Below are 14,615 nucleotides of genomic sequence, written 5' to 3'. Positions count from 1 at the left end.
AAAAGGTTGTCTTAATTATTTTTTTTAATTTTCAATTTTAACCATGGACATTTTGCTGTTGTATGGCTTGGTCCCTTTGGCCTGCAATGCTTTTTGGGCATCTTCTATATCATCAAATTTTTCATAATATATATAGTATTTGCTGGTATTTACATCGTAGAAAAAGTTGATATTCTTTTCTCCTGCCGCTACTGCTTTGGTTAAAAAATCATCTCTTTTGGCAACATCGCTATGTACCGCCAACACTACATAATAACCATTCTCGACATTTTTCACATCTTTCACAATTTGTATATTGCTTTGCTCATCTCCAAAATCAAAGTCTTCTTGTTTTAATGGTACAGCACTTAATGGTGTTGTTTGTTTAATGACATTCAATGTTGCTCTATCCTTATTATATCTATCTTGTTCATTATCATAAGCCGCACGTTTTATGCGCCGTCTTCTTTCAACTTCGGTGGCTTTTTTAATGGCTTCCAATTCCGATACTAAATTTGCTTTGGTTTTTATTGCTGCTGCTTGTTCTTTTTTAAATATCTCTATTTCGTTTAAATAAATCATATTGGTTGCATCATCAGCATTTGGATATTTTTTAAGCCTTTGGTTATATGAATTCTCCAATTGGGCAATTTTATTGTTTTGTTCGCCAATAACATTATCTATCTGACCTATTAAGGATTCGATTGCCGCATTTTCAGCCGTTACACTTTTAAAGGTTTTAGGTTGTGTGTAAATACCTTGTTCGCTTAGGTCGTTCTCCTCTTTCAAATCCTTAAGGTCTTGTCTTTTAATGGCAACTGTTTCTTTTAATTTGTTCAGTAATTGACCTTGTTCAGTTTTAGTATCCTCTGCTATTTTTGATACATCCTCCGTTGGTTTAGCAATCTCATCTACAGGTTTTGGTGCTGCTTGTTGACTTGCCAATTTAGCTTGGGTTTCTGCCTCTAACTCAAGTCTGGCTTCCTCCGCCGCTTTTGCTTTAGCTTCTGCTACTTCTTGAGCAATCCTTAATCTGTTTTCTTCATCTGCCTTAGCCTTTTCTGCTGCCAATTTCGTTTTAGCTTCGGCATCAGCTTTAGCCTTTTCCGCAGCTAATTTAGCTCTGGTTTCGGCATCTCCCTTAGCTTTTGCTTCTGCTGCCAATCTAGATTTAGTTTCTGCCTCAAGCTTCATTCTATTTTCTTCTTCTAATTTAGCTTTAGCTTCTTCCGCCGCTAATGCATCTTTGGTAGCTGTTTCTGCTTTAATTCGGGCTTCTTCCGCTAATTTTATTTTTCTTTCTTCATCGTCTTTTGCTTTTTCAGCGGCCAATAATGCTTTAGCTTCTGCAGCTTCTTTAGCTTTAGCCTCAGCTTCTTTTTGTTTGTTTACACTGGTCCCAGGTTTTTTTCTGACCTCATTTTTTGGTTTGGCAACTGCACGTGTTGTTTTTTTGGCCGGAACGATCAAAGCGCCTTCATCACTATCGTCATCACCATAATTATATCTGTAATTTTTATTGAATTTATAAGCCAATGTAAATTCGTGGGAATTTCCAAAAGTTGAAAAATCGCCCATCGCTTTCTCATAATTGTACTCAATGGCAATATTATTGGTAAGGTTAAATCCTATACCTGCGGAAAGCCCATAAAACGTATTGTAGCCTGCTTGCGCCCACATGCCTTTAGGAATGGAAAGCATCATAACGCCAGAAACAATGGTTTGCTCTTTACTGAACTCCGATCTGATCAAGCCGGAAAATTTGCTTTTATCAAAAAAACCCCGACTATCAAGATACCCCGTATACATCGCATGTGCCTGGGCACTTTGTTTAGGATTCTCCTCAATGAGCGTGGACGTGCTTAAATTGTACAGTACCACATTGTTTAATGACACCCCAAAATCTAAAAACGTGGTACCATAATTGATACCGGGATTTACGGTAACCATTGTATTGGAAGGAATGTTATCTAAAGAGGGATCGGGAAAATTGGTAATTACATTCCCTTGGTTGATGCCACTTTTATAAACTCCCAAATTCATACCAAACGTTAAATTGCTGTCTCTGTCAAGAACCACATTGTAAGCATAATTAAGCACCCCACCAAAAGTGGTCAATACCCCATAATTTTGTTGGAACAACCCAAGGCCTACGCCTGTATTTTCATTGTACCTTCCTGAATAACTGAATAGATAGGCTTGCGGAGGGTTTTCAAACTGAACCCATTCCCTTTTATTGGTAAAGGTGATGTATTTGTTTTGCTCTCTCACAAAACTAAAAGTGGGGTTCACAACATATTTATTGAACTTTAATGAATTTCGAACAGGCAATGCAAACGACACCACCCCATCTTGCGAATGGGACAACTGCATAAAACAGAAAAATAAAACTATATATAATAAATAGTATTTCATGCTATTTGACTACTGTTATGGAGCCTTTTTTAGTTTTTTGATTTGAGGTGGTGATGATATAATAATATACTGGGTTTATATCTTTAAAATTGATTTGGTCTTGCGGCCAATTATTCTGGTAATCGTTTGTTTGGAACACCACCTTTCCTTGTGAGTTCATGATGACTATCTGCGTATCTGTGCCACTAACATATTGCTTAGGAATCATCCAAGTATCATTGATGCCATCTCCATTTGGACTAATTAAATTGGGTATGTTGGCAACATCTGGAAAGGGCTCTTTTATTGAAAAAAGAAATTCTTCGGATGCCGAACAACCAGAAGTTTGCGTAATAACTGCTTTATAATTTCCCAATTGGGTAGCTTCATAACTATTGGTGGTAGCACCAGAAATAATCGTTTCATTAAAATACCACTTGAATTCAGGGTTGCTGGCATCGGTAGTTATTGTAGCCACCAAGGTTTCACCTAGTTGTATCGTATTGGTCTCAGGAACATCTATACTACTGGTAAAACCACTGGTTTGAAGATCTATGGATGCGTTTGCTGTACAAATCCCTAAATTAACGGTAACAGAATAAGTACCTGCCTCACTGGTTTGATATGTTTGGTTGGTGGCGCCGGCAATGGCACTACCATCTTTAAACCATTGATGGCTATTTCCGTTTATGGTACTTAAAGTAGTTGCTCCTTGACTTGCACAGTACGGATTCCCCAAACTGGAATTAATGGACGAAGTAGTTCCTGATGCCGATTCAGTAATCGTTACACGATTTGAAAATGAATCGGAAGTACACGTACCATAATTGGTTTTAGCAAAATAAGTTCCTGGTTGATTTACTGCCAAGGTAGCACCAGCAGCAACAAAAACAGAGGTAGTGGGACTTGTTTCTCTAAACCAGTTAAAGGTAAGCGATGGGTATTTTAATGGAGAATCATTAGACCCCGTACCTGGGTTGTCTATTGTTAAAAGATAACTTCCCCCAGAACAATAAACACCGGTAGAAATTAAATTATTGATTGAAAACGGAGAATCTTGAATCTTATAGTATGCCGCAAAAGCTACCGAATTACTACTAGTGGCAGCTGGCGCCGTACTTTTTATTCTAACTTTATAGGCTTCGCCCCCCGTTGTATTTGGAAGAGAAAAACCTAAAGTAGCAGGCGATACTATTACAGCCCCTGCAGCAGATGTGAATACGGTAGTTGGGTTTGAAAAACTTCCAGTAGCATCTGATAGCTCTACGCTAAACTGATTTGTTATGTTTAATGCTGCGGGTGGTGAGAAAGTAAATGTAACATAATAAGTATTGAAAGACGGACTTGCACATGCTTGACTGAATCCTAAACTAGGTGCTCCAATTACTATTTGGGCGCCCATGTTTTGAATTAATGAGAAAAGGACAAAAAATATAATAGTAAAGTTCCGCATTCGATATTTTATTTTCTTTGGTAAATAAAACTTCTGAAAAACAATTATCTTTTCTAACCTTCATGTGAAAACTTTTGCCCACTTATATTTTTGTCGGTTCAATTTAAAAACCCTCAAAGCCATATTGAGTTTAAAGGAATAAAAAAAATAGAATTGTTTTATAGACTAAATAATTTAAATTAATTTTTTATGATTCGTTTTTAATTTCGGTCAATATCATTCGATGCCATAATTTTATTGATTCGCAATCTATAATCAGGTCGCTTTTCATTTTTTATATCAATAAATGTTTCTGCATTGTTACTCTTGGAATACACGTTAAAAAAAGCACTGTTGCCGTACCAGTTTTCTAAGTCCTCATTGTTTGTATGGTTCTCAACAAAAATGTTTCCATTGCAATTGTTGAAATACATGGAGCTGAATTTTATTTTTTCTAAATTTGCGCTATTGATAACAATGGTCTCTTCTAAAAGCACGGCTGGGTTAAATCCAGATATGACGCTTCCGCTCATATCAAAAAGAGTGTTTTCTCCTATATGGATAGCTTCTTTTATCAAGCCCATTTGTATGTCGGCTTTTAAATTTTGACTGTCATTTAAGAGTGTTAAATTTTTTGCCACTATGGAGGTTCCTTTTTTTGTAAAATCAACTTCCTGTATTTTATCGTAAGAAGCCACATCTAAACATCTTGCGCCGTGTCTGCTTGATATATAAGGCGAGCGAATGGCCAATGAATTGAACAATTGAACTTGCGCCCCGTAATTAAATTTAAAATCGTTGGTATTAGATCTATAAGAAACAACTTTTTCCAGGTTTACTTGACCTCCCCACACTTCAAAGGCATTGCCGGCCGAATAACTTATCATTATATTTTGTAAAACAGTTTCGCTGCCAACACCTGCTAACAATAAGCCACTGTAATTTCCGCCATTTTGAAGACGTTTTCCTGCATATTCAATCCTAACATATCTTAAAACACCGGAATTGCTTATACTGTTAGTGCCTCCATAATTGGTGTTCACATAAGCTGCGGGGTCAAGATTGGTATGGAAAGAGGCCACAGAGCCATTTCCGAATTTATTGGTTTGCGCATCGCCAAGCAGAAACACGCCCCCCCAATCACCAGCTCTTTTAACGCTTCTATTTGAAGTAAAAACAATAGGGTCTGTCTCTAAACCATCTGCCATTATTTTTGCACCTTTAGTAATGGTTAGTGATGCCTTAGAATCATAATCACCTATTATTACGGTACCCGGTTCAATAGTTAAGGTGGCGTTGTTTACAACAAAAACACTTCCCATTAACAAATACACATACTTCTTGGACAATTTAGTGTCTTTCAAAATATTACCTGTCAATATTTGAGTGGCTTCCCCATAGTCTGTATGGCTAGTATTGAATTCGGTCCAATTGTTTAACCAGTTGTTGGCACCCACAATTCCCTTTTCCTGTTGGGCAAAGCTGTTTCCAGCAACCAATAGAAATACGTATACGATTTTAGTAAAGTTTTTCATAGCGAAAAAATAAATATTATTATTCTGTCATTTAACATCCAAATCTATAAATAAATCCCATAAAATGCAAATATATTCGATGAAATACATATTTTGTTGGGAAATACCAAAGAATTTTCCTTAAGCCACACGTATGGATTGCTAAAAATATTACAATTGCTAAATCCTGAGGGTATATGGTTTAAAATTCTTGGAATGAGAGACTTCATGAAGTTTGGGTTAATAAGTTGAAAGCGTGTTATAAATAGTTATCAATCTTTTATGGTACTTTATTTGGGGCCTTAAAAGAATATATTAAAGATCAATTAGCGGAACTCACTGTAAATGTACAGTGCCTTCATGGTTTCCTCATAAAACAAAATGGCCGCTATTAAGTTGCTTTTGTCGGAGTACGGTAGCATTTTTTCTTGAAATTCCACAGTTGCCTTAAGGTAGGAATCTGTACTCTCAAATTGGTTCTCTAAAGTCTTTTTGTTATCGTTGGTATCCGGAATGCCCAAATCGCTCATGGTTATACCGGGCATTCTAGCAAATGCTATATAAGGCAATGTTTTTATCAAACTTTCTATACGTTCTATATACAGCACCAACAGCTCACCCTTTTGCATTTGCTCCAATTCTCCTTTATCATGGTATTTTTTTATAGCAACCTTCGGGCTGATAATGCTTTTTGCTTCATTCTTTTTTTGAGCGAACAAAGTACTTGAAATTAACAAGAAAACGATACTAAAAAAAAGAATTTTAGTTTTCATAAAAGTAGATTTAAGGGTTTAATAAAGCAAATCTATGCAATTAAACGTAAAAAACAAGCGTTTTGTCGAATTTTTTAATATATTTTTAAAAATGATAGCGTTTTTGTAAGAATTAGTCTTGTATCTTAAATATCTATTTATTGAAGATGGAAATGGATGCATTTGATCAATACCATATTCCATTAATATAAAAGATTGAACCTATGCTAATTTGATTGAAAAAACCAAACCTAATTGGATGCAGAAGTTTGGGAAATATAAAAACCCTGTAAATATGATATTTACAGGGTTTTTAATTAAAAATTTGATTACTATTTAAAAAACACAATTTCCATGTGGATAAATTTTATCAGACAGCCTTTTGTCTTTCTTTCATTTTCTCAAGCAGCATCAGTTCTTGATGGATCTCTTCTTTTCTTTCGTTAAATTTTCTAACCTTTTCATCAATAATGGCTTGTTTCCTAGCACTTTCTTGGCGTCTTCGCTCTTGCAATTCAAGATCCAACTTTAATTCTTTTTTGGCTTTAATTTTTTCTTTAAGAACCGATAAATATGCGAAGCCATACATGCTTAAAAACAATAATGCTATGATACCTAATATGATGTATCCATTTTCCATGAGGGGAGTATTTTAGATTAATTATAGTAAATATATAAAAAGAGCTGTATTCCTAAAAATAAAAAAGTTAAATTACTTAAAAAGAAGATGAAAATACACATCGTTTATTTGATATGCGATACAACAAGCCGTTAAAAGATAAAATAAAAGCTTGCTATTCTTTTTCAATGTTGAGCCCTTGTGCTTCCCACTGTAATATTCCTCCTTCTAAATTGTATATTTCGGTAAATCCTGCATCCAAAAATTCTTTCACGCTTTTAGTACTTCTTTTCCCCGACCGGCAATAAATAAAAACCGGCTTTTGTTTGTCTAAAACATTAATGTCTTTTGAAAAAGAACTGGATAAAAAATCAATATTTTTAGCATTGCGCAAATGTCCTTCCTTATATTCTTGAGGTGTTCTAACATCAATTAACTGTACACTGTCTGCTGCCTCAATCAGTGTTTGCATTTCTTTTGCTGAAACGGTTTTCACTTGCTCTTGCGCTACGGATTCTTTACAGCCAAGCACAGCAAAGAAAATTATATAGTAAAATAAAACACCTTTATATGTTATCTTCTTATCCATTATTCAAAATTTACCAAATTACCTTCCCACTCCAATATACCACCTTCCAAGTTATAGGCATTATCAAATCCTAAATTTTCCATGATGGCGCATGCTTGACCGCTTCTATTTCCTGAACGGCAGTACACATAATAGTTTTTTGTTTTATCCAAGGCTTCAACTTCATCAATAAAACCTTGGCCCTTGTATATATCTATATGGATGGCGTTTGGTATGATTCCGTCGGCTACTTCGGCATCGGTTCTAACATCCAATACTACGGCATTTTCATCTTCTGCTAATTGAGATGCCCATTCTTCTTGTGATAAATCTTCCATTGTTTTTAATCTGTTTATATCCTACAAAATTAATAAATCTAAAATGGTTAGACGAAAAAATCGAACGTACTTTATTAGATTAATTTGCTACCATTGACAAGTATTTCACATATTTTATTTTCAGTTTCAAATTCTATTTGATTGTCAACAATATCGCTTGATAATCTTTTTGTCTCGCAAAGGCGCAAAGGCGCTAAGTTGAAAAAAGTTCAAAAATCAAAAATTCGTTGTTCTTTGTTCTTTGTTCTTTGTTCTTTGTTCTTTGTTCTTTATTCTTTGTTCTACCATTTACAAGCATTTTATATATTTGATTCTCAATTACTTAAATATCATTCAAATTTTAAAAACACCCCTAAAGTCCCCTCTAGGGGACAATCCATATCTTCAAATCTTCAGTTTCAAATTCTATTTGATTGTCAACAATATCGCTTGATAATCTTTTTGTCTCGCAAAGGCGCAAAGGCGCAAAGTTGAAAAAAGTTCAAAAATCAAAAATTCGTTAATCGTTAATCGTTGTTCTTTGTTCTTTGTTCTTTGTTCTTTATTCTTTGTAGTAACCAATAACTTAAACCTTTATAGAACAGCCTATAGCTTTAGTTTCGGTTTGTTCAACGTCTTTTCCTTGAAGCAATGCATCAACTGCATTTTCAACGTACTTTGTAGTTACAGATGATGCGTCTTTGTAGTTGTCATCAATGGCGCCTATATATTTTACAATATTGCCTTTTTTGGTTTTTTGCAACACAAACACGTGTGGTGTTTTGGTAGCCCCAAACTTGGGGAACACTTTTTGTTCCTTATCTATTAAATAAGGAAATGTAAATCCTTTTTCGGTAGCTCGTTGCTTCATCGCATCTAAGTTGTCATCTGGTTTCATGGATACATTATTGGGCATAATCGCAATTACAGGATAGCCTTTTGGTGCATATTTTTTATCCAACGCTATAATCCGGTCTTCATAAGCCACCGCATAAGGGCAGGTGTTACATGTAAATGTTACTATAAATCCTTTTGCATCTTTGTAATCTGACAACGACACCATTTTTCCATCCACATTTTTAAGTGAGAAATCTTCGGCAACATCGCCTATTTTATAGCCTTCACTTACAGTTGTTTTAGTAATGGTGAATGCGCTAATACATAACACAACCACTGCCACGGAAATTAATTTGATGGTCTTCTTCATAATTTTCTATTTTAAAAATTGTTTTACTTCAGTTTCCAGCTCTTCATAAGTAAATGATTTCTCGAAAAACTTACGCTCCTCATTTTTATAGATAATGGTTGCAGGAATCGATCCCGACCAGGTTTCATCAACCTTCGGGATCCAAGTGTTCATGTCCACATCATTTAAAGCTATTACTTTCGATTTCAGTTTTTTATCTTTAATAAATGGTTTCAATTTAGAATCATACAAATGTGGAAAGTCTAAACTTACCAACAAAACCTCTACATTTTTACTGCCATATTCGGTGTTCAATTTTTCAAAATAGGGCATTTCCCTAACACATGGCGCGCACCAAGTTGCCCAAAAATTGATCACGTGAACTTTCCCGTCCTTTTTATTGAGAAACTTTTCAAAACCGGTATAATCATACACTTCTAAATCATCGTTATTTGAAACAGTCGTGTTTTCAACTGATGCTTCCTTGTTAACAACGGCATCCGTTTTTTTGGAATTATTGCAACTTATTAATCCAAGTGCAAAAATCAATATTAAATTAAACTTCATGATACTTTTTTACGTTGACAAACTAATCTTAACAAAAATTCAATAGAAGCCTAAAATTAATTAATACTTCATTGTTATAGTCTAGTTTAACAAACTTTTATACAAAAAACACCAAAAGTATTGTGTAATTATATTTTCATTTCTATATTTGAACTCGTAAAAAACATAAAATGCAATCAATTTTAAATAATACTTGGTGGTGGCCCTTTCCAGACTTACGTTTTGTGAAGTAAAACCCTAGTATATTTAAAACTTAAAATATCCAAAAGGCTTGTCATTCACGACAGGCCTTTTTTTAATAAAAAAACTGAACCAAATTCAGCATAAATGATTAAATACAATTTATACACGCACTACAAAAAGATTCTGGCAGATACTATTACGCCTGTTAGTATTTATTTGAAGATTAGAGACAAATACCCAAACAGTATCTTGCTGGAAAGTAGTGATTACCATGCCAATGATAATACGTTTTCATACATCTGTTTTAACCCAATTGCAACTATTAAAGTTGAAAACGAGACGATTTATCAAACCTTTCCTGATGGTAGCGAAACTTCAAGACCAATTACTAAAACTACCGATGTTTCCGAAGAAATAAATCAATTTACAAAACGTTTTAAAGTGAATTCAGAAGAAGAATTCAAATTTATAAACAACGGTATTTTTGGGTATATAGCTTATGATGCCGTTAGGTATTTTGAGGATGTAACCATTTCTAAAAAAGAAAATTCAGTATCCATTCCCGATATTAATTATGCAGTTTATCAAAATATTATCGCCATAAACCACCATAAAAACGAAGCGTACATTTTTGCACATTGTTTTAATTCTGAACCTAATATTGAAGAAATAGACCATTTAATTAAAGTAAAAAATTTTGCGTCATACACCTTTTCTTCAAGTGGGGAAATAACGTCTAATTTAACGGATGATGAATACAAACACCATGTAGAATTAGCAAAAAAACACTGTGGTCGTGGTGATGTGTTTCAACTTGTTTTATCAAAAAGTTTTGCACAGGAATTCAAAGGTGATGAGTTTAATGTGTATCGCGCTTTAAGAAGTATCAATCCGTCGCCTTATTTATTCTATTTTGATTATGGAAACTTCAAAATTTTTGGAAGTTCGCCCGAAGCACAACTTATTGTTAGTGATGGAAAAGCCGAAATCCACCCCATAGCAGGAACATTTAAACGTACTGGTAATGACATACAAGATGCTGAATTAGCAAAAAAACTGATTGTAGATGCAAAAGAAAATGCCGAACATGTGATGCTGGTAGATTTGGCAAGAAACGATTTAAGCAGGCACGGTAGCAACGTTACTATAGACACGTATCGGGAAGTTCAATTTTTTTCACACGTCATCCATTTGGTAAGCAAGGTTACGGGACAAAAACATAAAGAAACCTCAACTATGCAAATGGTTGCCGACACTTTTCCTGCGGGCACATTAAGCGGTGCTCCAAAACATAGAGCCATGCAACTTATTGATCAGTATGAAAAAACAAGTCGTTCGTTTTACGGTGGTGCCATTGGGTTTATGGATTTTGAAGGCAACTTTAACCACGCCATCATGATCCGTACGTTTTTAAGTAAAAACCACAAGCTCCATTGGCAGGCAGGCGCAGGAATGGTATCAAAATCCAATCCCGAAAACGAATTGCAAGAAGTGTATAATAAATTAGGAGCCTTAACAAAAGCTATTGAATTGGCTGAGGAAATCTAATTCCTGCGAAAGCAGGAATCCCATGAAATGAAAGTATAAACATGATTTTACAAAAATTTTGATTTTCCCTTCAATGAATGGGACGTGACTAAAAAGATTAATTAAAATAGATTCCTGCTTCCTCAGGAATAAAAAAACAGATTCCTGCCTTCGCAGGAATAAAAATTATGAAAGTATTAGTTATAGATAATTACGACAGTTTTACATACAATTTGGTGCATTATTTAGAAGATTTAAACTGCGATGTTACGGTGGTTCGAAACGATAAATTAACTTTAGATGATGTAGAACCTTTTGATAAAATTGTTTTATCGCCAGGTCCTGGAATTCCAGACGAAGCTGGTTTGTTAAAACCAATTATTAAGAGATTTGCAGCAACAAAAAGTATTTTAGGAGTGTGTTTAGGGCAACAAGCTATTGCTGAAGTTTTTGGAGGTTCACTCATTAATTTAGATGAAGTGTACCACGGAGTTGCCACTAAGGTTACCATTTCTGTTGACGATGAATCATTATTCAAAGGTATGGGTAAAGAAATTGAAGTGGGTCGCTATCATTCATGGGTGGTAAACCCAAATTTACCAGATAGTTTAGAAGCTACCTCTTTTGATGCCAACGGACAAGTCATGTCTTTACGTCACAAAGCGTACGATGTAAAAGGGGTTCAATACCATCCAGAATCGGTTTTAACGCCAAATGGAAAGCAAATTTTAAGAAATTGGATTAATTCCCCAAACCCCAAAGGGGCTTAAAATAAATGATTAGTAAAAATAAACATTGAAGTATAATTAAAAAGATTCCCCCCTTCTAGGGAATAAAAGGAATGAAAAACATATTAAACAGACTTATAAACCACGAAAGCATTTCTAGCGAAGAAGCAAAACATGTTTTGGTAAACATATCGAAAGGCGAATATAACCAAAGTCAAATTGCGGCGTTTCTAACCGTTTATATGATGCGAAGTATTACGCTTGAAGAGTTACGAGGTTTTCGTGATGCACTTCTAGAATTATGCATTCCCATCGATTTAAAAGATTTTAATGCGATTGATTTATGCGGAACTGGTGGCGATGGAAAAGACACTTTTAACATATCAACTCTAGCATCGTTTGTAACTGCTGGTGCTGGAGTTAAAGTTGCAAAACATGGTAACTACGGAGTTTCTTCTGCTTGTGGATCTTCAAACGTAATGGAATATTTAGGCATTAAATTTTCAAGTGATGAGGATTTCTTAAAACGTTCGACAGATAAAGCAGGTATTTGCGTGTTGCATGCGCCTTTATTTCATCCAGCCATGAAAAATGTGGCTCCAATTCGTCGTGAATTAGGAGTAAAAACATTTTTCAATATGTTAGGTCCCATGGTAAATCCATCGTTTCCTAAAAACCAAATGGTTGGTGTTTTTAATTTAGAATTACTTCGACTTTATGGATACCTTTATCAAAATACCGATAAAAATTATTCCATTGTGCATGCTTTAGATGGTTATGATGAAATATCCTTGACAGGGCAAACCAAAGTCATTTCAAATCATGCTGAAACTATGTTTTCTCCCGAAGATTTAGGACTTTCAGAAATAAAACAAGAATCTATTTTTGGAGGAAGCACAGTAGAATCGTCTGCCAAAATTTTTATGGATGTTATACAAGGAAAAGGCACCGAACAACAAAATAATGTGGTTTGTGCCAATGCTGGTTTAGCCATAGCAACAACAAATCAAATTGAACACAAAAAAGGATTTGAACAAGCAAAAGAATCTTTATTAAGTGGTAAAGCTTTAAAAGCATTACAAACCATTCAAGAATTAAGTAAATAAATCCCATCCTAAATCCTTCCCGAAGGGAAGGACTTAAAAAAAATGGAAATAATATTAAAAGTTCCCTTTCTTTGGAAAGGATTAAGAATAGGAAAATGAATATATTAGATAAAATTGTAGCGGATAAACATAAAGAAGTCAATTTAAAAAAAGAATTGATTCCTGTTGAAGCTTTTGAATTATTGCCTTTTTTCGACAGAAAAACAACATCTCTGTCAAAAAAACTGAAATCAAGCCATACGGGTATTATTGCAGAATTTAAGCGTAAATCACCATCAAAATCAATCATAAACAACACCGCCAATGTTGAAGATGTCGCCTTTGGATATGAAAAGGCTGGAGTCTGCGGTATGTCTGTATTAACCGATGAAATATATTTTGGAGGTACTTTAGACGATTTAATTAACGCTCGCGAAAATTGTAATTTACCATTACTTCGCAAGGAATTCATTATTGATGAGTATCAAATTCTCGAAGCAAAAGCATTTGGGGCAGATGTTATACTTTTAATAGCAGCTATTCTAACAAAAAAAGAAATAAAGCAATTCTCAGAACTTGCAAAAAGCCTTAAATTAGATGTGCTGTTGGAAGTCCATAACAACGAAGAACTGCATAAATCCATGATGCCTAGTTTAGATATGATTGGTGTAAATAATCGTAACTTAAAAACCTTTGAGGTGTGTTTAGAAACCAGTAAAAACCTGAGCACACACATTCCAAACGATTTTGTAAAAGTATCAGAAAGCGGTATTAGCACTATTGAAGCCATTAAAGAATTGCAACCTTACGGATTTAAAGGTTTTTTAATTGGTGAAAACTTTATGAAAACGCAGGATCCGGGTAAAAGTGCTGAAGAATTTATAAGGAGCCTCCTCTAGCTCCTCCAAAGGAGGAGGACACTTACTCTTATGAATAAAAAAAACAAACATATTGCTGCAACAGTTCCCTCCCTTTCGGGGAGGGAGGGGCTTTTTTTAAAAGTCTGCGGCATGAAATATCAAGACAACATCCAACAGGTTGCAGCTTTGCAACCTGACTATCTTGGGTTTATATTTTATGATAAATCTGCAAGACATTTTAATTCTATCATACCAAATTTGCCTGAATCAATAAAAAGAGTAGGTATATTTGTTAATGCTAATTTAGATGAAGTTATTGAAAAAATAAAAACTCATAATTTACAGGCAGTACAATTACATGGCGATGAATCTGCTGAATATTGTGAGGCTTTAAAAAAGCGTCATTCCGAATTTATTTCGGAATCTCATCATGAGAATCTGAAACAAGTTCTGATTGACAAAACTATAGAAATCATCAAAGTATTCTCAATCAAAAAAGAATTCAATTTTGATGTATTAAAACCCTATGAAGCTGTGTGCGATTATTTCCTATTCGACACCAAAGGAAAATTACCAGGTGGCAATGGTTACACGTTTGATTGGAATGTTTTGAAGAACTATCCATCAACCAAACCATTCTTTTTAAGTGGTGGTATTGGGTTGGAAGAAGTAGAAAATTTAAAACAATTCCAGCAAAGTAAAGCTTCAAAATACTGTTACGCCATCGATGTTAATAGCAGATTTGAGATTGAACCAGGATTAAAGAATATAGAGTTATTAAAAAAGTTTAAACAAAATTTTTCATTCCGTTCCCGATAACTATGGGGAGGGTGCACGACAAATTGCATATTTCAAAAAAAGCGTATATATTAGATTTAAAAAAAGTAGTTTTTATGACCGATTT

14 protein-coding genes are annotated in these 14,615 nt (G+C 34.5%); 5 read left to right on the top strand and 9 right to left on the bottom strand.

Annotation, left to right across the window (positions count from 1 at the left end):
* Positions 1-24: 24 nt before the first annotated feature.
* The 9 genes from ACU1LP_RS14585 to ACU1LP_RS14545 form a co-directional block, all read right to left on the bottom strand.
* Positions 25-2,394 carry a PorP/SprF family type IX secretion system membrane protein gene (locus ACU1LP_RS14585; RefSeq protein ID WP_445733776.1) on the bottom strand — a complete coding sequence of 790 codons (2,370 nt, stop codon included), beginning with the start codon at positions 2,392-2,394 and terminating at the stop codon, positions 25-27.
* A gap of 1 nt (position 2,395) precedes the next feature.
* Positions 2,396-3,775, bottom strand: coding sequence for a T9SS type B sorting domain-containing protein (locus tag ACU1LP_RS14580; RefSeq protein WP_445733777.1), 1,380 nt, complete (start codon positions 3,773-3,775; stop codon positions 2,396-2,398).
* A gap of 251 nt (positions 3,776-4,026) precedes the next feature.
* A complete protein-coding gene (locus tag ACU1LP_RS14575; protein ID WP_445732389.1) occupies positions 4,027-5,340 on the bottom strand; it encodes a hypothetical protein in 1,314 nt (437 codons plus the stop codon).
* 305 nt (positions 5,341-5,645) lie between these two features.
* Positions 5,646-6,092, bottom strand: coding sequence for a hypothetical protein (locus ACU1LP_RS14570; protein WP_445732390.1), 447 nt, complete (start codon positions 6,090-6,092; stop codon positions 5,646-5,648).
* Between the two features lie 349 nt (positions 6,093-6,441).
* Positions 6,442-6,711, bottom strand: coding sequence for a hypothetical protein (locus ACU1LP_RS14565; RefSeq protein ID WP_445732391.1), 270 nt, complete (start codon positions 6,709-6,711; stop codon positions 6,442-6,444).
* Positions 6,712-6,865: 154 nt separating this feature from the next.
* A complete protein-coding gene (locus ACU1LP_RS14560; protein ID WP_445732392.1) occupies positions 6,866-7,279 on the bottom strand; it encodes a rhodanese-like domain-containing protein in 414 nt (137 codons plus the stop codon).
* The gene (locus ACU1LP_RS14555) at positions 7,279-7,596 is read right to left on the bottom strand and encodes a rhodanese-like domain-containing protein (RefSeq protein ID WP_445732393.1); all 318 of its coding nucleotides are present in this window, start codon (positions 7,594-7,596) and stop codon (positions 7,279-7,281) included. Before ACU1LP_RS14555 ends, ACU1LP_RS14560 begins: the two co-directional genes overlap by 1 nt.
* 565 nt (positions 7,597-8,161) lie before the next feature.
* On the bottom strand, positions 8,162-8,782 hold the full coding sequence (locus ACU1LP_RS14550; RefSeq protein ID WP_445732394.1) for a thioredoxin family protein: 621 nt from the start codon (positions 8,780-8,782) through the stop codon (positions 8,162-8,164).
* Between the two features lie 6 nt (positions 8,783-8,788).
* Positions 8,789-9,328, bottom strand: a complete 540-nt coding sequence (locus ACU1LP_RS14545) for a TlpA family protein disulfide reductase (protein WP_445736631.1) — start codon at positions 9,326-9,328, stop codon at positions 8,789-8,791.
* A gap of 327 nt (positions 9,329-9,655) precedes the next feature.
* Between ACU1LP_RS14545 and ACU1LP_RS14540 the strand changes: the two genes are divergently transcribed.
* The 5 genes from ACU1LP_RS14540 (at position 9,656) to ACU1LP_RS14520 (ending at position 14,530) form a co-directional block, all read left to right on the top strand.
* Positions 9,656-11,059 (top strand): anthranilate synthase component I family protein, encoded by a 1,404-nt coding sequence (locus ACU1LP_RS14540; RefSeq protein ID WP_445736630.1) that lies wholly within the window; start codon positions 9,656-9,658, stop codon positions 11,057-11,059.
* A gap of 167 nt (positions 11,060-11,226) precedes the next feature.
* A complete protein-coding gene (locus ACU1LP_RS14535; protein WP_445736629.1) occupies positions 11,227-11,808 on the top strand; it encodes an anthranilate synthase component II in 582 nt (193 codons plus the stop codon).
* Positions 11,809-11,879: 71 nt separating this feature from the next.
* A complete protein-coding gene (gene trpD / locus ACU1LP_RS14530; protein WP_445736628.1) occupies positions 11,880-12,872 on the top strand; it encodes an anthranilate phosphoribosyltransferase in 993 nt (330 codons plus the stop codon).
* Between the two features lie 95 nt (positions 12,873-12,967).
* Complete coding sequence (gene trpC / locus ACU1LP_RS14525; RefSeq protein WP_445736627.1) at positions 12,968-13,750, top strand: indole-3-glycerol phosphate synthase TrpC; 783 nt, start codon at positions 12,968-12,970, stop codon at positions 13,748-13,750.
* Positions 13,751-13,861: 111 nt separating this feature from the next.
* Positions 13,862-14,530 carry a phosphoribosylanthranilate isomerase gene (locus ACU1LP_RS14520; protein ID WP_445736635.1) on the top strand — a complete coding sequence of 223 codons (669 nt, stop codon included), beginning with the start codon at positions 13,862-13,864 and terminating at the stop codon, positions 14,528-14,530.
* Positions 14,531-14,615: the final 85 nt, after the last annotated feature.

The organism is Mariniflexile sp. (assembly GCF_052728615.1).
The sequence above is the reverse complement of the archived record's forward strand: the minus strand, read 5'-3'. Positions and strand labels throughout refer to the sequence as shown.